This is a genomic window from Aestuariimicrobium sp. G57 (assembly GCF_050110855.1).
Classification (GTDB): domain Bacteria; phylum Actinomycetota; class Actinomycetes; order Propionibacteriales; family Propionibacteriaceae; genus Aestuariimicrobium.
In genome coordinates, this window is record NZ_JBNINW010000006.1 from 119,690 (window position 1) to 136,820 (window position 17,131).

General features: G+C 67.1%; 16 protein-coding genes. 5 read left to right on the forward strand and 11 right to left on the reverse strand.

Translation table 11 applies throughout. The features are described from left to right. Positions 1 to 63 precede the first annotated feature (63 nt). From ACQCX5_RS13330 to ACQCX5_RS13340, 3 genes are all read left to right on the forward strand, one after another. A complete protein-coding gene (locus tag ACQCX5_RS13330) occupies positions 64 to 876 on the forward strand; it encodes an IclR family transcriptional regulator (protein ID WP_434542526.1) in 813 nt (270 codons plus the stop codon). Between the two features lie 154 nt (positions 877 to 1,030). After that, entirely contained in the window at positions 1,031 to 1,555 is a 525-nt protein-coding gene (locus ACQCX5_RS13335) for a hypothetical protein (RefSeq protein WP_434542527.1), read from the forward strand. Between the two features lie 3 nt (positions 1,556 to 1,558). Then, complete coding sequence (locus tag ACQCX5_RS13340) at positions 1,559 to 3,124, forward strand: GMC family oxidoreductase (protein ID WP_434542528.1); 1,566 nt, start codon at positions 1,559 to 1,561, stop codon at positions 3,122 to 3,124. A gap of 1 nt (position 3,125) precedes the next feature. Here ACQCX5_RS13340 and ACQCX5_RS13345 read toward each other — a convergent pair whose 3' ends face one another. From ACQCX5_RS13345 to ACQCX5_RS13375, 7 genes are all read right to left on the reverse strand, one after another. Next, positions 3,126 to 3,929, reverse strand: coding sequence for an SDR family NAD(P)-dependent oxidoreductase (locus tag ACQCX5_RS13345; protein WP_434542529.1), 804 nt, complete (start codon positions 3,927 to 3,929; stop codon positions 3,126 to 3,128). Then, entirely contained in the window at positions 3,916 to 6,672 is a 2,757-nt protein-coding gene (locus ACQCX5_RS13350) for an MGH1-like glycoside hydrolase domain-containing protein (RefSeq protein ID WP_434542530.1), read from the reverse strand. The genes ACQCX5_RS13345 and ACQCX5_RS13350 overlap by 14 nt, the downstream gene beginning before the upstream one ends. A gap of 120 nt (positions 6,673 to 6,792) precedes the next feature. Continuing rightward, positions 6,793 to 7,257: a hypothetical protein gene (locus ACQCX5_RS13355; protein ID WP_434542531.1), complete on the reverse strand. Its 465-nt coding sequence runs from the start codon at positions 7,255 to 7,257 to the stop codon at positions 6,793 to 6,795. Between the two features lie 27 nt (positions 7,258 to 7,284). Continuing rightward, entirely contained in the window at positions 7,285 to 7,833 is a 549-nt protein-coding gene (locus ACQCX5_RS13360; RefSeq protein WP_434542532.1) for a DNA/RNA non-specific endonuclease, read from the reverse strand. A gap of 1 nt (position 7,834) precedes the next feature. Then, positions 7,835 to 8,293 carry a hypothetical protein gene (locus ACQCX5_RS13365; protein ID WP_434542533.1) on the reverse strand — a complete coding sequence of 153 codons (459 nt, stop codon included), beginning with the start codon at positions 8,291 to 8,293 and terminating at the stop codon, positions 7,835 to 7,837. Positions 8,294 to 8,309: 16 nt separating this feature from the next. Next, a complete protein-coding gene (locus ACQCX5_RS13370) occupies positions 8,310 to 8,633 on the reverse strand; it encodes a hypothetical protein (protein ID WP_434542534.1) in 324 nt (107 codons plus the stop codon). Next, positions 8,630 to 9,061, reverse strand: coding sequence for a hypothetical protein (locus tag ACQCX5_RS13375; RefSeq protein ID WP_434542535.1), 432 nt, complete (start codon positions 9,059 to 9,061; stop codon positions 8,630 to 8,632). The genes ACQCX5_RS13370 and ACQCX5_RS13375 overlap by 4 nt, the downstream gene beginning before the upstream one ends. An 82-nt stretch (positions 9,062 to 9,143) precedes the next feature. Here ACQCX5_RS13375 and ACQCX5_RS13380 point away from each other — a divergent pair, with 82 nt between their 5' ends. Further along, positions 9,144 to 10,946, forward strand: a complete 1,803-nt coding sequence (locus ACQCX5_RS13380) for a chorismate-binding protein (protein WP_434542536.1) — start codon at positions 9,144 to 9,146, stop codon at positions 10,944 to 10,946. A 72-nt stretch (positions 10,947 to 11,018) separates the two neighbouring features. Beyond that, on the forward strand, positions 11,019 to 12,875 hold the full coding sequence (gene lepA, locus ACQCX5_RS13385; RefSeq protein WP_434542537.1) for a translation elongation factor 4: 1,857 nt from the start codon (positions 11,019 to 11,021) through the stop codon (positions 12,873 to 12,875). Positions 12,876 to 12,915: 40 nt separating this feature from the next. Here lepA and ACQCX5_RS13390 read toward each other — a convergent pair whose 3' ends face one another. The 4 genes from ACQCX5_RS13390 to ACQCX5_RS13405 all read right to left on the reverse strand — a co-directional run bounded on the left by ACQCX5_RS13390 (position 12,916) and on the right by ACQCX5_RS13405 (position 17,101). After that, positions 12,916 to 13,734: a helix-turn-helix domain-containing protein gene (locus ACQCX5_RS13390; protein WP_434542538.1), complete on the reverse strand. Its 819-nt coding sequence runs from the start codon at positions 13,732 to 13,734 to the stop codon at positions 12,916 to 12,918. A 234-nt stretch (positions 13,735 to 13,968) separates the two neighbouring features. Further along, entirely contained in the window at positions 13,969 to 14,802 is an 834-nt protein-coding gene (locus ACQCX5_RS13395) for a carbohydrate ABC transporter permease (RefSeq protein ID WP_434542561.1), read from the reverse strand. A gap of 2 nt (positions 14,803 to 14,804) precedes the next feature. Next, positions 14,805 to 15,812, reverse strand: coding sequence for a carbohydrate ABC transporter permease (locus ACQCX5_RS13400; RefSeq protein ID WP_434542539.1), 1,008 nt, complete (start codon positions 15,810 to 15,812; stop codon positions 14,805 to 14,807). Next, positions 15,812 to 17,101 (reverse strand): ABC transporter substrate-binding protein, encoded by a 1,290-nt coding sequence (locus ACQCX5_RS13405; protein ID WP_434542540.1) that lies wholly within the window; start codon positions 17,099 to 17,101, stop codon positions 15,812 to 15,814. The genes ACQCX5_RS13400 and ACQCX5_RS13405 overlap by 1 nt, the downstream gene beginning before the upstream one ends. Positions 17,102 to 17,131: the final 30 nt, after the last annotated feature.

Sequence of the window (17,131 nt, forward strand, 5' to 3'; positions counted from 1 at the left end):
ACCATGAATTCCACGACTCGTCAATCCCCGCACCCGGCGCCGCGGGCCAACTAACATCGGCTCATGACATCGTCGTCACCGGGTTTCGTGGACGAGGCCGAGCGCTTCGAGGACGACGGCCGCACGGGGCGCAGCGGCCCGGTCGAGCGGGCCCTGGGCATTCTCGAGGTGGCCGCCGACCGCAACGGGGCCAGCGCCCGAGAACTGGCTGATGCGCTCGACCTGCCCCTGCCCACCGTCTATCGCATCGCAAAAGAGCTTGTCGGGGCCGGGTACCTGTTGCATGCGCAGGCCGGCCGGTTCGAGCTGGGCCACAAGCTGCACCTGCTGGGCATGTCGCTGCACCGCCAGGTGGGGCTGTCGCGCCCGGTCACCAGCGAGATCGCACGCCTGCACGAGGCGACCGGTTTCGCGGCCTACCTGGCCATCCTGCGCGGTGGCGAGATGGTGATCGTGCACGTCGTCGACTCACCCGACTGCCCCCGCCTGAGCCCGCTGCGGTTCGGCTTTCACGAGGCCCCACATGCCACCGCCTTCGGCAAGCTGCTGCTGGCCGACCTCGACCCCGATTTTCGCGGTGACTACTTGGAACGCCACACCATGGTGGCGTTGACGGCGCGCACGCTGACCGAACGCAGCGCCCTTGGGGCCGAGCTTGCCGCAGTGGCACGGCGCGGCATCGCCTGGGAGTTCGGGGAGTTCATCCCCGGCTGGGACTGCGCCGCCGTGCCCGTGCGGGCGGGAGACTCCCGCCTGCTGGGTGCCGTCGCGGTCTCGGCACAGGCCGGACGGCTGAACGGGCGTGAGCGCGTCCTCGAATCAACGCTGCGCGCCGTCTCGTCACGGGTGGGTGCGCTGCTGCGCCAGGGCAACTGAACGGGCCCACAGTTCTCGGGGCAAGAATTGTGTGATTCGTCACGGTGATTATCACTGGGTGAGAAGCACCCTCCCTGCGCCGGCGAACCCTTGGCCTACGGTGGCAACAACCCACACCGGCGTGGGCCGCCGAATGCAGCAAAGGAGCAGCGCAGTGAGTGGCGAGACCGAAACAGCACTTGAACCTGACGAACTGCAGGTCGACCAGGAACAGGTCGAACCAGCGCAACCAGAACCACTGGACGAGGCCCAGCTGGCGACCCTGACACGACTGCTGCGGGTGATGTACCCGCACGCGCAGTTCCCGGACGGGCCCTACCAGCGCACCGCCGAAAAGGTGCGCGACGGCGCCCAGACCGACCTCGCGGTCGGCCTCGGGGCGCTTGACGGGCAGGCGGGCGGTTCGTTCCTCGAGGCCGACGAGGCAGCCGCGGCCGAGCTCATCGCCGGCTTGGGGTTCGACGACGAGTTCCTGCTGGCGGTGCATTCAGTGGCGATCAACACCCTGTACGACGACCACGAGGTCTGGGCCCTGCTCGGCTACGAGGGCGCCTCGTACGACAAGGGCGGCTACATCAACCGCGGGTTCAACGACCTCGACTGGCTGCCCGACCCCCGCATCACCGAGTTCGACGGCGAGCCGCGCACCGAGAACGTGCCGCTGGCAGGACGGAGCTGACCCATGGCCACCATTGATGAGAAGGATCCGGTTGTCGTCATCATCGGCTCGGGTGCCGGTGGCGGCACGCTGGCCCATGAACTGACCACGAAGGGTGTGAAGTGCGTCGTCCTCGAGGCAGGCCCGCACCTGACCCGCGACGACTACGAGAACGACGAGTGGCGCGCCTTCGGGCAGATGGCGTGGCTCGACATGCGCACCACCAGCGGCTCATGGCGGGTGGCGAAGAACTTTCCGAACCTGCCCGCCTGGATCGTCAAGGCCGTCGGCGGGTCGACGACCCACTGGTCGGGTGCGACCCCGCGGTTCATGAACCATGAGTGGAAGGCCGCGACCACCTACGGCAAGCTCGATGGCACCACGCTGCTCGACTGGCCCATCGGCACCGACGACCTGGCCCCTTGGTACGACAAGGCCGAGGTCGCGATGGGCTCGACCCACCGGCATGGTCGCCCGCCGCTGCCGGCCAACAACAACTACAAGGTCTTCGCGGCGGGTGCCGAGGCGATCGGGCTGAAGTACTACGCCACCGGCCCCTATGCCACCAATGCCGAGCCCTATGACGGGCGCCCGGCCTCGGTGCAGGACGGCTTCAACTTCCAGGGTGACAAGTCCGGGGCGAAGTGGTCGACCGCCGTCCGCGAGATCCCGCGGGCGCTCGAAACCGGCAACCTCGACCTGCGTCCCGAATGCCAGGCGGTGCGCATCACCCACGATGCGGCGGGCAAGGTCGACGGTGTCGAATACCTCGACGCGTCGGGGGCGCTGCACAAGCAGGCAGCCCGGGTGGTGGCCCTGGCCGGCAACTCGATCGAATCACCGCGCCTGCTGCTGATGAGCGCATCGTCGCTGCACCCCGACGGCCTGGCGAACTCCTCGGGCCAGGTGGGCAAGAACTACATGCGCCACCTCACCGCGTCGGCCTACGCCGCGTTCGACAAGCCCGTGCACATGTACCGCGGCGAGACGATGGCCGGCATCATCGCCGACAACGCCATCAACGACCCGAACCGTGGGTTCGTCGGCGGCTACTACATGGAGACCCTGTCGCTGGGCGTGCCGTTCATGGGCGCATTCCTCGACCCGGGCTACTGGGGGCCGGACTTCACCCGCAAGATGGATGCCTATGACAACCTGGCCGGCATGTGGATCGTCGGCGAGGACATGCCGCAGGAGACCAACCGGGTCACGCTCAACACCGACGTGCTCGACCAGCACGGCCTGCCGGTGCCGAACGTGCACTTCGACGACCACCCCAACGACATCGCCATGCGCGAGCACGCCTGGAAGACCGCCGAAGACCTGTACTCCGCGGTCGGGGCCCTGTGGACGTTCCGCACCCCGCCCTACCCGTCGACGCACAACCTCGGCACCAACCGCATGAGTGCGCGGCCAGAAGACGGCGTGGTCAACAGCTACGGACGCACCCACGACGTCGAGAACCTGTTCATCAGCGACGGGTCGGTGATGACCACCGGCGCCTCGGCCAACCCGACGCTGACGATCGTCGCCCTGGCCATGCGCCAGGCCGACCACATCCTGTCCGAAATGGGTGCGGGCCGGCTGTAGTTCACAGACCGCTGGACTCCTGGGTGATGCCACCGTCGACGGTCAGCGTGGTGGCGGTGATGTAGGTGCCGCCGCTGCTGGCCAGGAACATCACCAGGGCAGCGATCTCGCCGGGCGTGGCGACGCGCTCAAGGGGGATTTCCTTCTTGAGCGCGCGCTCGGCTTCTTCCCAACCCAGCGACTCGGTGTTCATCGGCGTGGCGACTGCGCCGGGTGCGATGCCCACCACCCGGATGCGGTGCGGCGCCAGTTCGACCGCCGCATTTCGGGTCAGCATGCGCATGCCGCCCTTGCTGACGCAATAGGCGTGGTTGCCGGGCATGGGCCAGTCCTCGTGCACCGAGCTCATGTTGACCACCAACCCGCCCGGGACGCCGCCGGCCTGTGCCTGCTTGATGAACTGCCGCGCCGCCAGTTGGGTGCCGAAGTAGGCGCCCTTGAGGTTGACGTTCATCGTCAGGTCGAAGTCGCGCTCATCGGAATCGAGCAGCGACTTGCGCGTCTCGAGGCCCGCATTGTTCACCATGACGTCCAGGCGCCCGAAGTGCTCGACCGCGGCATCGACCAGCGACTGCAGCTCATCGACCTTCGTGACGTCGGCCCGCACCGCGACGGCCCGGCCACCGGCGGCGGTGATCTCGTCGATCAAGGGCTGGTTGTTCTCCTCGCGGTCGACCCAGTCGATCACGACGTTGCCCTCGTTGCGCCCCACGAACCGGCAGATCTCTGCACCGATGCCGGTGTTGCCGCCGGTGACGATGAACGTGTGCCCGGCGATGGAGGCGAAGGTGTCATACGTGGTCATGTTCTGCTCCTTGCGGTGTGGTCTGGTGGGGTGAGGGCTCGTGGACGTGTGCATTCGAGTCGGCTGCGGACTGGGACGGGCGGCGGCAGATGAGGTGGGCCACCATGGCCGTCCAACCGGTCTGGTGCGAGCCGCCCAGGCCCTCACCGGTGTCGCCGTCGAAGTACTCGCTGAACGTCGGGTGGGCCGACCACAGTGGGTGGCGCGGGTGGTCACGAGGGGTGCCCGGTGCGCTGCCGTCCGGTCCCGGCCGGAACAGGGCGACCAGGCGTGCGGCGATCTCGTCAGAGATCTCGGTGAGGGTGAGGTGGCGTCCCGAGCCGGTGGGAAACTCCCAGGTCAGCGCCGCGCCCACCCCTTCGCCGCGCTCCGCGAGGGCGTCCACGAGCAGGCTGTTCAGCGGGAACCAGATCGGCCCACGCCAGTTGGAATTGCCGCCGAACATGGCATTCTCGCTGACCCCGGGCGTGTAGCGGATCGACAGGTCGCGGCCCAGCAGGTTGAACGTGGCGCCCTCGCGGTAGACCGCCGACAGTGACCGGATGCCGTGGTCGGACAGGAATTCGCCCGGGTCGAACAGCCGGGTGAGCACCTGCGGCAGCCGGGTGCGGTCGACCAGGGACAGGGTCTGCACGCCGCCGTCGTCACTCTGTTCGGTGGTGATGTAGCGGAACAGGTCGGGGCGGTTCGCCTCGAGCCAATTGCGGCGTCGGCGCAGGTCGGGCAGCTCGTCCTCGATCCACGCGGGCGAGTTGCCGACCGCCAGCAGGGGCACCAGCCCGACCAGCGAGCGCACCTTGACCCGTTCGACCTGTCCGGTGGGGCTGACGAGTTCGTCGTAGAAGAAGCCATCGTCCTCGTCCCACAGGCTCACCTGGCCGGTGCCGAAGGCCTCGACGGCCTGGCAGATCGACAGGAACCGGTGGAAGAAGGTGGTGGCCGTCTCTTCCCAGGCGGGCACGTCGCGGGCCAGCTCTTCCGAGATGCGCAGCATCGAAAGGCAGAAGAAGGCGATCCAGCTGGTGGCATCGGACTGTTCGAGGCGCCAGCCGTCGGGGATCTGTTGCGAGCGGTCGAACAGCGAAATGTTGTCCATGCCGAGGAACCCGCCCTCGAAGATGTTGTTGCCCGCTTCGTCCTTGCGGTTGACCCACCAGCCGAAGTTGAGCAGCAGTTTGGTGGTGATGCGCACCAGGAACTCGGTGTCGTGGTCGCCGGCGGCCTGGTAGACCTGCCACGCGGCCCACGCGTGCACCGGTGGGTTCACGTCCGAGAAGTTCCACTCATATGCCGGCAGCTGGCCGTCGGGGTGCTGGGCCCATTCACGGCACAGCAACAGCAGCTGGTTCTTCGCGAACTGCGGGTCGACGTGGGCCAGTGCGACGCAGTGGAAGGCGTGGTCCCACGTCGCGAACCAGGGGTATTCCCAGTCGTCGGGCATGGCCAGCACATCGGCCAGGTCGAGGTTGCCCCAGCGGGTGTTGCGGCCCTCGGGCTGGTCGCGGCGCCGCTCTGGCGGGGGAGCGGGCTCGTGCGGGTCACCCTCGAGCCATTCGTGCACGCTGTAGCGGTACAGCTGCTTGTTCCACTGCAGGCCGGCGAATGCCCGCCGGGCCACGTGCCGGTCGATGTCGTCGACATGGTCGGGGATGACCGCGCCGAAGAACTCCTCGGCCTCGCTGCGGCGCTCGGCCAGCACGTCGTCGAAGGTCTCGAACGGCGCCAGCAGCACATCGTCCGGGTCATCCTCGTCGAAGCGGGTCAGCCGCAGCCGCACCGCCACCGTCTGCCCCGGGGCGATGGCGTCGAAGTGGTACTTGAAGCCCACCTTCGTGCCGGTCAGGTCGGGGTTCAGCCCGGACGCGTCGCCACGCACGATGGCGGCATTGATGGCGTCCTTGGGGTGGGGTGAGGGATTCGTGTCCGTTCCCCACAGCGCGACCTCGTTGCTCTCGTTGTCGCAGAACATCACCTCGGGCGTGCCCTGGGCGGCCAGCCGGTAGCGGCCGAGCCAGGCGTGGTGCAGGTCGATGACGGCCATGCCTTCGGTGTGGGGGGCGCGCACCAGCGACAGCGATGCCTTGCGGGCGTCTCGTCCCCATGCCCACGTGTTGCGGAACCACCCCTGCGGCACCAGGTCGAGCGGGGCGGGGTCGGGCCCATGGTTGGTGGCCCGGAACTCGAGGCAGACGTCGTGCGGGGTGGCCTTGGCGTGGGTGACGGTGATGTCGAAGAACCGGTTGTCGGCGAAGATGCCGGTGTCGGCGAGTTCGTATTCGGGCTGGTCGTGGCCGCGTGCGGCGTTGGTGCGCACCAGGTCGTCATAGGCGAACGCGGCCTGTGGGTAGCGGTAGAGCCATTCGGCCCACGAATGGGTCGGGGTGCCGTCGAGGGCCCAGTAGTACTCCTTGACGTCCTCGCCGTGGTTGCCCTGCGGGTTGGTCAGGCCGAACAGGCGTTCCTTGAGCCGGTCGTCATGCCCGTTCCAGCAGGCCATGGCGATGTTGAAGAACCCGTGGCGGTCACACAACCCGCCAAGGCCGTCCTCGCCCCAGCGGTAGGCGCGCTGGTGGGAGTGCTCGAAGGGGAAGTATTCCCAGGCGTTGCCGTCGGCGGAATAGTCCTCGCGGACGGTGCCCCACTGGCGTGCGGCCAGGTAGGGCCCCCAGCGGCGCCAGGCGGAGTCGTCGGAGCCGGAGGATGCCAGCCGGATGCCTTCTCGGGTCTTGCGTGCGGGGGTCACGTCGTCCAACCTACGGAAGCCGGCAGCGGCGGTGGGCCGTTCTCAGCGAGTTCGCAGCTGTCACTGACCCACGAGTCACTGACCCACGAGTCACTGACCCACGAGTCACTGACCCACGAGTCACTGACCCACGATGGGCTTGCCACCCATCGTGATGATCCACCGGTCCAGGGCCCTTGCCGAGTTGTCGTCCTCGCCCTGCAGCACGTCCTCGTAGTCCCAGCTGGCGCTCAGTTCACCGGACTCGGGGTCGTAGACGCTGATGATGCGCTGCGGCACCGACCCGGTGTCACGACAGGCCTGCACCAGTTCGAGGTCGGTGCTGGTGTCGGCGATCTCGTCGACCAGGGCCCAGGCGTCGTGCTCGTGGTCGGGGTCGGCGGCCTCGAGCTCGCCGTGGTTGACGAACTGGTCGTTGAGCCGGAAGAACGGGTGGCTCGTGATGGTCTCGAACGCCATGTCGGTGTAGACCCACAGGCGGTCGACGTCGGTGTCCTCACCGACGAAGTTCACCATCGCCTGCAGGGTGTGTTCGATGTAGGCCTGGTAGGCCTGCTGGACCGCTTCGCGGGCATCGGCGGACATGATTCTCCTCGTGGGCTGGTCGCCGGGCTAGTTGCTGAACTTCGTGACCGGTTGTGGCACACCGTCGATGACGGTCCTCACGGTGAAACCCGATGGTCTCGCCGCATCCCCAACGTAGTGCACCTCGGTGAACACCTCGACCTTCTTGCCGGCGCGCAGGGCATCGGCCCAGCCCTCCTCCATGTTGCGCCAGGCGCCCTGGTTGAGGTCGCGGGCCTGCGAGACGATGTTGTCGAGGCCGCCGGAGCCGTCGAACTGGTCGGCGATCAGGTGCCCGGCGTCGTCCCCGGCCTGCTTGCCCTTCGACTTCGAGTTGTGCGAGCCGCGTTTCTGGCCCTGGGGCTTCAGCTTCAGGTTCTCGGCATAGGCGCCGCGGATGCGGCCCTTGTCGTCGGTGACGTACTCGTACTTCGGCTTGCCTGCACCAGTCTTGCCGGTCTTGTAGTACTGGTTGGGCTCCAGCCCGCCCTTGGTGGTCGAGTTGTACTTGCGCACATCGAACTCGACGACCTTCAACTTCTCGGCCAACCGCCGGAACGGGCCGCGCAGGGCACCCGAGGGGACTTTGGTCGCCATGTCAGGCCTCCAGGATCTTGGCGATGGCCACTTCAACGGCCTTGTCAATCGCGTACTCGACGCCGCGCTTCAGCAGGAAGCTGACCGGCCCGGCCGCCAGCGCGGGAGCCAGCAACGCCAGCTGGAACAGCACCACACCCTTCAGCGTCACCACCGCATAGGCGCAGATCTCACAGCCCTGCGCCGCCACCTCGCAGCCCTCGCCGAACCGGTCGAGGGTGGCCATGTCGGCGTCCTGGCCATTGGCCTGGACGACGAACGCGTCGATGCCGGGACCCTCGTTGTGTGACTGCAGGTGGCTGACGGCCGCCGCGAGTGAGGCGTTGGCCTGGTCGAACGTGCCCGACATCGACCGCAGCTGGCCCGCCCATTGGAACAGGGTGTCCTCGTTGGTCTGGGGGAATTCCTTGCCGAGGTAACGGATGGCCTCGACCAGCCACCCGGGAAGCGTGATTGCCATGAGGGGATCCGTTTCGCTAGAGGGTGGTCGACTGGCCGGCCGCAGTGGCGATGTCGGACTCGACCTGGGCGTAGGTGGTCCCGGTGTCCTGGAGCGCTGTCCCGACGGCTTCGAGGTTGCTCGCAAGGTTCTCGCAGGCTTCGAGGAAAACGTCCTTGATGACCGGGACGATCACGGCGAGGGTGATGTCAATCGGGTGGCCGCCATTGGCCGAGCCGAGCGCACCGACGTCGAGGCTGGCGACATTCGCGGCGACCGCCGAACGCAGCGCGTTGGCCTCATCGATGTAGGCGGCGCCGCCCCGCGCCCAGGCCTCAGGGCTGAACTGCACCGTGCTCATGAGGCACCGCCCGCGTTACCGGACGAGGATGGTAGTCGCGACAGGGCGTTCGCGTACGCGACATTGAAGTCAGCTGACAGTTCCTTCAGCCCGGCGTAGACCTCGTCCATGGGCAGCGCGTGCGACTGGGCCTCGAGGATCTCATCACGCAGGTACCGGCCGAGCACGTCGTTGACCGCCTCGACCGTGGCGGCCTCGACCGCACGCGCAGAGGGCTTGGTCTGGTCGAACCAGTAGCCGTCCAGGCTGATCTGCTCGACCTTGAAGTCCTTCATCGTGACGGTGACCAGGCCATCGGGGTCGGTGCCGGTGAGTTCGCGCTCGCTGGACAGTTCGAACTCCTGCGGCGGCTCAGGGCTGCGGGCCGCCCACTCACCCACCTGGGCGGTGAGCCGGTCGAACATCTCGGGCATCTCGGGTGAGGACATGGCGACCTTTCCACAGGCGACTCGGGGTGCGTGGCCCAGTTTGGTGGGTGTGGGGGTCATCTGCTGCTGTCACAATCCCTGCATGAGCAGCGCGCGTTTCGATGACCTGCGGCCCGGGCGGCGGCGTTCGTTCCGGCTGACCGGTCTCGTGGACGAGTTCACGGCGCGGCATGTTGGGGACGTGCACGCGGTGCTCGCCCACGCCGAGGCGGCCGTCGCGTCGGGACGCTGGGTGGCGGGATGGGTCAGCTATGAGGCGGCGCCCGCTTTTGATGTGGGGCACGTGGTGCGTCCGGTGGCCGGGACGCCGTTCGCTGAACTGCCGCTGGCGTGGTTCGGCGTGTTCGAGCGACGGGAGCCGGTTGACCAGCCCGGGGGCGATGCACAGCCGGGGAAGTGGACGGCATCCATCGACGAGGCGCGCCACCGTGAGGACATTGAGGCGATCAGGGCCCGGATTGCGCGGGGCGACAGCTACCAGGTGAATCACACGTTCCGGTTGTCGGCGCCGTTCACGGGTGAGCCGGCCGACCTGTACGGACGGCTCGCGCATGCCCAGCGAGGCGGGTTCGGGGCGCTCATCGAGGCCGGGCGCTGGGCGGTGGTCTCGGCGTCGCCGGAGTTGTTCTTCGACTGGGCAGGTGACCGGGTGACGTGTCGGCCCATGAAGGGCACGGCGCGGCGCGGGTTCGACGCTGACTCGGATGCCCTGGCGCGGGCAGGGCTGCTGGACTCTGCGAAGGACCGGGCCGAGAACCTGATGATCGTCGACATGATGCGCAACGACCTGGCCCGGGTGGCGGTGACGGGCACGGTGGCCGTCGAGGAGTTGTTCACCGCCGAGCGCTATGACACGGTCTGGCAGTTGACGTCTTCGGTGACGGCGCGTACGCGCCCCGGCACAACACTGGGCGGGGTCTTCGACGCGTTGTTCCCGTGTGCGTCGATCACGGGGGCGCCAAGGTCGTCGACGATGCGGATCATCGCTGAGCGTGAGACGACCCCGAGGGGTGTGTACTGCGGGGCGATCGGGTTCGGGGGACCGTCCCCGACCTCCGGCGCTGCACGGTGGGTGTTCAACGTGGGCATCCGGACGGTGCTGGTCGACCGGCAGACGTCCACGGCGTGGTACGGCACGGGCGGGGGCGTGACCTACGACTCGACCGCTGCGGGGGAGTATGCCGAGGCGCTGCTCAAGGCCGAGGTGCTGACCCGTGCCCCGGCGACATTCGGGCTGCTCGAGACGATGCGGTGGCAGCCGGGGGAGTCCGGGATCGGGGTGGTGGGGTGGGATGCACATCTCGCGAGGTTGCAGGACGCCGCGCGGTACTTCGACATACCCCTCGATGCGGGGCGGGTGCGCGATGCGGTGCTGGACGCCGTCGCCGTGGGTGGACCTGGACCTGGGTCCGGACCGCGGCGGGTGCGGCTCGTGGTCGACCAGCAGGGGGTGCCCGAGGTGACGACGGCTGCGCTGCCGCCGGCCGGGTCGGATGCTGCACCAGTGCGGGTGGTGGTCGACGAGGTGCCGGTGGATTCGCGTGACCCGTTCCTGCGGCACAAGACGACACTGCGGGCGGTGTATGAAGCCGCGGCCGCGCGACACCCGCAGGTCGATGATGTGGTGCTCGTCAATGAGCGGGGTGAGGTGACCGAGACGACGATCGCGAGCATTGCCGCGCTCATCGATGGTCAGTGGTGCACGCCGACGCTGGACTCGGGGTGCCTGCCGGGCACCACCCGGGCCCGGCTCGTGGCATCCGGACAGTGGCACGAACGGGTGCTGGAACCCGGCGACCTCGCGGCGGCGCAAGCGCTGGTGCGGGCCAATGCGGTGCGGGGCTGCGAACCGGTCGAGCTGGTTCTGCCCAGCAGCGGCTCGTGAGAGAATGGCGCGTCAGGGCGGCCACACCGTCGCCCACACCTGTCCGACGAGCGACCCGACTGGATCTGCTGAATGCCCGTTTCTGCCAACGTCCCGGCTCCCGGCGCCACGCCGCCCGAGGTGATCCGCAACTTCTGCATCATCGCCCACATCGACCATGGCAAGTCGACCCTTGCCGACCGGATGCTGCAGCTGACCGGGGTCGTGGACGAGCGCCAGGCCCGGGCACAGTACCTCGACCGCATGGACATCGAGCGCGAACGCGGCATCACCATCAAGAGCCAGGCGGTGCGGATGCCGTGGCAGGTCGACGGCACCACCCACGTGCTCAACATGATCGACACACCGGGGCACGTCGACTTCACGTACGAAGTGTCGCGGTCGCTGGCGGCGTGTGAAGGCGCGATCCTGCTGGTGGATGCCGCCCAGGGCATCGAGGCACAGACGCTGGCGAACCTGTACCTGGCGCTGGATGCCGACCTGCACATCATCCCCGTGCTGAACAAGATCGACCTGCCCAGCGCGAACCCCGAGAAGTACGCGGCCGAACTGGCGGGCATCATCGGCTGTGACCCCGGCGACGTGCTCAAGGTGTCGGCCAAGACGGGCGTGGGGGTGGCCGACCTGCTCGACGAGATCGTGGCGCAGATCCCGGCGCCGGTGGGGGTCAAGGATGCCCCGGCCCGCGCGATGATCTTCGACTCGGTCTATGACACCTACCGCGGCGTGGTCACGTATGTGCGCGTGGTGGACGGGGAACTCAACCACCGCGAACGCATCCTGATGATGTCGACGAAGGCGACGCACGAGGTGCTCGAGGTGGGGGTGATTTCACCCGAGCCGATGAAGTCGCAGGCGCTCGGGGTGGGTGAGGTGGGTTACCTCATCACCGGGGTGAAGGATGTGCGTCAGTCGCGCGTCGGCGACACGGTGACACTCACGACCAGGCCGGCGACCGAGAGCCTCGGTGGCTACAAACACCCGAACCCCATGGTGTTCGCGGGGCTGTACCCGATTGACGGGGACGACTTCGGTGAACTGCGTGAGGCGCTCGAGAAGCTGCAGCTCAATGACGCGGCGCTGACCTATGAGCCGGAGACGTCGGCCGCGCTCGGGTTCGGGTTCCGCATCGGGTTCCTGGGACTGCTGCACATGGAGATCACCCGCGAGCGGCTCGAGAACGAGTTCAACCTTGACCTGATCTCGACGGCCCCCAACGTGGTCTACCGCGTGGTGATGGAGGACGGTTCAGAGCACACGGTGACCAACCCCTCGGAGTACCCCGAAGGTAAGATCAGTGAGGTCTACGAGCCGATGGTGCGGGCCACGATCCTGGCTCCGGCGGAATACATCGGCACCATCCTGGAGCTGTGCCAAACGCGTCGTGGTGTCCAGCTGGGTCTCGACTACCTCTCGGAGGACCGCGTCGAAATCCGTTACCGCCTGCCGCTGGCCGAGATCGTGTTCGACTTCTTCGACGCGCTGAAGTCGCGGACGAAGGGGTATGCGTCCCTGGACTACGACGCAGACGGCGAGGAGGCAGCCGACCTGGTGAAGGTCGACATCCTGCTGCATGGGGAGCCAGTGGACGCGTTCAGCTCGATCGTCCACAAGGACAAGGCCTACGCATATGGCGTGGCGATGGCGGGCAAGCTCAAGGAGCTCATCCCGCGCCAACAGTTCGAAGTGCCGATCCAGGCGGCGATCGGGGCGCGGGTGATCGCCCGCGAAACGATTCGTGCCATCCGCAAGGACGTGCTTGCCAAGTGCTATGGCGGCGACATCAGCCGCAAGCGCAAGCTGCTCGAGAAGCAGAAGGAGGGCAAGAAGCGCATGAAGATGGTCGGCCGCGTCGAGGTGCCCCAGGAAGCCTTCGTTGCTGCGCTGCAGACGGGTGAGGGTGGTAAGGACAAGGACAAGAAGTCCTGACGGTACAAGCAGTCCTGACGGTCAGCTGGTGCGGCACCAGCTAGCGAAGCAACAGGTCCAACTCTGGTTCGCACTGGCACGGGCACGCGGGTAGGCAGCTCGGCTGTTCGTGGCACGCCAGCTCGCAGCGGCACGGCTCAGGTGCGGGTCCGGGGTATTGGTTGGCCGGTCGGCGACGTGATCTCAACGCTGCACGCCTCGACTCATGCAGTTCTCGCACCACCGCTTGCCAATGGGCGTGGTCGTCCAGCGTGGGGATGTCACGGCACAGACGTCGCGCACCGGCATACCTGCTCTGGAACGGGACGCAGCCCGGCGCCACCTCGACCGGCTTGTGCGCCTCAAAGGCACGATCCATGTCCCGGCGGCGGCGCCGAGGCGCATGCACGGTGGTGGCCACCTGTTCCCACCCGCCCGGCACATATCTGTTCGACCGCCAGGTCCAGCGCTCGTCCAGCACGACATCGAGGTGCACCGGAACCCGTCGGCCACCCCTGTCCCGCAGCGGCTCGCCCGGGGCAGCCCGCACCCGCTCGTCGCGGTGGTCAAGCACTGCCAACCGGTAGCCGGCCAGGGCCACGACCGCTGCCAACGCCTCGGCGCTGGGCTGGCGTTCACCGGTCTCCCACCGCGCGACCAGACTGGCGGAGACCCCCAACCGCTCCGCGAGATCCCGCTGTGACAGGTCTGCGGTACGTCGACAGCGAAGGATGATCGCGACCACGTCGAAGCCTGATCCCACCGACGATTCAGTCGACTCCGAGGACTCTGACAACTCTGACGACGCCGACGTCCGTTCTGCAGGCGAATAGTGCTCCGGTCCCCGCACCGGGCCATAGCCCCACAGTCCACGCCACATGTGCGTCCCCACCTTCCTGCATCGCTGCCCGGATCGTCGATGTCAGGCAGCCTCACACAGGGCACTGACAAAATGTTCCGGACCGCGATCGACCTGATCGGACGCCCCCTGGGCGTCGGCTCTCGGCTACTCCACACTGCTGACACAGTGTCAGCAGTGTGGAGTGCCCGGGAGGGCATGCCCGGGGGGACACCGCGAGCGGCTCGCCCCGAGTTCGCCGGCGGGAGCGGTGGGTTACCTGATGCCTGAGGTCTCCACTCCCTGCACCAGGAATCGCTGCAGCACCAGGAACACGATCACCACGGGGACGATCGCCACGAGCGCGCCGGCGAACAACTCGGGGTAGCGCACCCCCTGGCTCGTCATGAACTGGCTGAGGGCCAGCTGCACCGTGGTGGTGTTTGAGCGGGTGACCAACAGTGGCCAGAGGAACGCGTTCCAGGCGCCGATGAAGGTGATGGAGCCCACCGCGCCGATGATGCCCATGGAGTTGGGGACGACGACCCTCCAGAAGGTGGAGAAGGGGGTGGCGCCGTCGATGAGGGCGGCGTCCTCGAGTTCGCGGGGGAAGCTGACGAACGTCGAGCGGAACATGAACGTCGCGAACGCCGAGAACATTACGGGGATGATCAGGCCGCGGTAGGTGTCGATCCAGCCGAACTGCGCGGTCATCACGAACATGGGGATGAACACCACGGCCATCGGCACCATCAGCGTGAAGACCGTGAGGGCATTGAAGAGCCTGCCGACCCAGTTGTCCAGCCGGGCGAGGGCGTACCCGGCCAGCAGCGACACCACGATTGTCGCGAGCGTTTGCAGCACCGCCACTACGGCCGAGTTCCACAGCGCGGTCGTCAGGTCGAGCTGGGTGTCGGCGAACATGCGTGAGATGACGCTGAAGTCCCATTCCTGGGGGATCCATTGCCAGCGGGCCGCGACGATCGTCTGGTTGGTGCTGAAGGCGTTGCGGACGATGACGTAGAAGGGCAGGAGGAAGAACAGTGCCAGCACCACGAGCACGAGGTACCGCAGGGCACCGAGCCACTTCGAGCGGCGTCCGCCGACCATGCTCATCGCGTCACCGCCCGGTCCGCGGCCGTCTTCAGTGCAGCCTTCTGTGCCTTGCGCTCGAGCCGATCAGGGCGACCCAGCACCCAGTTCTGCGCCAACCCGAAGACCACGATCAGCGACGTGATGACCACGGTGGCCGCACCGCCCACACCAAGGTCCTGCTGGGCCCCGCCAAGGCTGATCAGGTACATGTGTACCAGCGGTGGGCGGGCGTACGGGGGGTAGCTGCCGATCGAGCCGAACAGGTTGTAGAACTCGTCGAAGGCCTGGAATGCCCCGATCAGCAGCAGCATCAGCACCGCGATGGTCGTGGGCCGCAGCTGCGGCAATGTGATGTAGCGCAACCTGCGCCAGCCGGTGGCCCCGTCGATCGCGGCGGCCTCATACGTCTCTTGTGGGATGCGGTTCAGCCCGGCGATCAGCAGGATCATGTAGAAGCCCACCTGCAACCACAACCGCAGCGAGACCACGACGAACCAGTACCAGTAGTTCGTGCCACCCAACCAGTTGATGTTCTCGAGCCCGAGCTGGCGCAGCAGTGAGTTCGCCAGGCCGAAGCGGGCGCCGTTGAAGAAGCTCAGCCTCCACACCATGGCCGCGATCACATACGACACCGCCGTCGGGATGAAGAACACCGACCGGAAGAACGCCTGGCCCCACCGCGCACCCTGCAACAGCAGCGCAAGCCCCAGCGAACAGGCATACGTCACCGGCACGATGAACGCAGCGAACACGATGAAGACCAGCAGAGAATCGCGGAACAGCTCCTGGCCGAACAGGTACTGGTAGTTCGCCAGTCCGACGAACTTCGTCGGCGTGATGGTGTTGCGGGCGTCAAAGAACGACAACCCGACGCTCCACACCATTGGCACGTACACGAACGTGATGAGCCCCACCAGGAACGGCAGGAAGAACGCGATGTACCAGAGGTTGCGCCCCTGGTACCCACGGAAGCGCCGCCACCAGGACATCGTCCCGGCGGCGGCCCCCGACTGTCGTGCCGACATCAGCCCTTGACGCGCTTGAGCTCAGTCGCGGCGAGCTCACCCACCGACTTGAACTCGGCGGCCGGGTCGGCATTCTGCTTGATCACCTTGGTCACGGCCGCGCCGTAGGCGTCGCCGAGCGGGCCGGTCCACATGATGTCGTTGGTGAACCCGTTCTCTGACGCGAACTTCGCTGCATCGGCCCCGGCACCATCCTTGAGCTTCGATGCCTTGGCCACGAGCGCCGTCTTCGACGGGATGTGGGTGCCGAACGCATCCGCGAACTCGACCTGCTTGTCCTCCTGGTCGATCCAGAGCCACTTCACGAACGCCTTGGCGGCGTCCACGTTCTTGCCCTTCGCCGCAACACACGAACCGAACGCGCCAAACGGCACTGCGGCGCGTCCGCTGCCACCGATCGCCGGGAACGGCACCACACCGAAGTCGTCACCGACCGCCTTCTGGATGTCCGGCATCGACCACAGGCCGCCCCACTGCATCGCCGTCTCGCCGTTGGCGAACGCCGAGCCGTCGTACCACTCCTTCGAGGCCGACTGCAGCAGGCCTTTGGTCTTCGAGAAGTCCCGGTAGGCCTTCAGCGCGTCGTAGAACGCCGGCTCCAGGAATGTCGCCTTCGTCCGTCCCTCGTCGAACTGTTCAAGGCCGGAAGCCCAGATGAACATCGTGCCGAGCACGCCCACGCCGCCGTCATTTCCGGCGAAGAACCCGCCCATGTCACCGGTCGCCACCTTGTTGGCGACGTCGACCAGTTCTGCGAAGGTCTTGGGCGGCTGCACACCGGCCTTCTCGAGCACCGACTTGCGGTAGTACAACAGCTGCATGTCCACGACCTGCGGCACGGCATAGAACTTGCCGTCGAACGTGAACCGCTTGATCACGGCAGGGTTGAACTGCGAGACGACCGGGGCCATGATGTCGGTCAGGTCGGCGACCTGACCCTGCTTGATCATGTCGAGGCTGGCACCCTGCTCCGACTCGAAGACGTCGGGCACATCATTGGTCAGCAGCGCCGCACCCAGCTTCTTGGCGTACTCACCGGGGTTCCAGCTGACGGTGACCTTCGCCTGGGTGTATTCGGCCGCGTACTTCTCCACGGCCTCCTTCACCCCGGCCTCGCCGTACTCGTGGTACCACTGCGACAGCGCCACGTTCGATGCGCTGCTGCCGCCGGTCGTCGGCGCCGATGACGACGCCCCCAGGCCACCAGAGTTGGACCCACACGCAGCCAGGGTGGCGGTAGCAGCGAGGCCGCCAGCGGCGGCGAACAGGTGTCGACGATTCAGTGTCATGGCCCGATCCTAGGAATGCCGGGTCTTGAT

Coding starts and splice junctions, on each gene's coding strand:
- ACQCX5_RS13330 (WP_434542526.1), top strand. CDS start 64: ATGACATCGTCGTCACCGGGTTTCGTGGACGAGGCCGAGCGCTTCGAG.
- ACQCX5_RS13340 (WP_434542528.1), top strand. CDS start 1,559: ATGGCCACCATTGATGAGAAGGATCCGGTTGTCGTCATCATCGGCTCG.
- ACQCX5_RS13345 (WP_434542529.1), bottom strand. CDS start 3,929: ATGACCACGTATGACACCTTCGCCTCCATCGCCGGGCACACGTTCATC.
- ACQCX5_RS13355 (WP_434542531.1), bottom strand. CDS start 7,257: ATGTCCGCCGATGCCCGCGAAGCGGTCCAGCAGGCCTACCAGGCCTAC.
- ACQCX5_RS13360 (WP_434542532.1), bottom strand. CDS start 7,833: ATGGCGACCAAAGTCCCCTCGGGTGCCCTGCGCGGCCCGTTCCGGCGG.
- ACQCX5_RS13365 (WP_434542533.1), bottom strand. CDS start 8,293: ATGGCAATCACGCTTCCCGGGTGGCTGGTCGAGGCCATCCGTTACCTC.
- ACQCX5_RS13370 (WP_434542534.1), bottom strand. CDS start 8,633: ATGAGCACGGTGCAGTTCAGCCCTGAGGCCTGGGCGCGGGGCGGCGCC.
- ACQCX5_RS13375 (WP_434542535.1), bottom strand. CDS start 9,061: ATGTCCTCACCCGAGATGCCCGAGATGTTCGACCGGCTCACCGCCCAG.
- ACQCX5_RS13380 (WP_434542536.1), top strand. CDS start 9,144: ATGAGCAGCGCGCGTTTCGATGACCTGCGGCCCGGGCGGCGGCGTTCG.
- lepA (WP_434542537.1), top strand. CDS start 11,019: ATGCCCGTTTCTGCCAACGTCCCGGCTCCCGGCGCCACGCCGCCCGAG.
- ACQCX5_RS13390 (WP_434542538.1), bottom strand. CDS start 13,734: ATGTGGCGTGGACTGTGGGGCTATGGCCCGGTGCGGGGACCGGAGCAC.
- ACQCX5_RS13395 (WP_434542561.1), bottom strand. CDS start 14,802: ATGGTCGGCGGACGCCGCTCGAAGTGGCTCGGTGCCCTGCGGTACCTC.
- ACQCX5_RS13400 (WP_434542539.1), bottom strand. CDS start 15,812: ATGTCGGCACGACAGTCGGGGGCCGCCGCCGGGACGATGTCCTGGTGG.
- ACQCX5_RS13405 (WP_434542540.1), bottom strand. CDS start 17,101: ATGACACTGAATCGTCGACACCTGTTCGCCGCCGCTGGCGGCCTCGCT.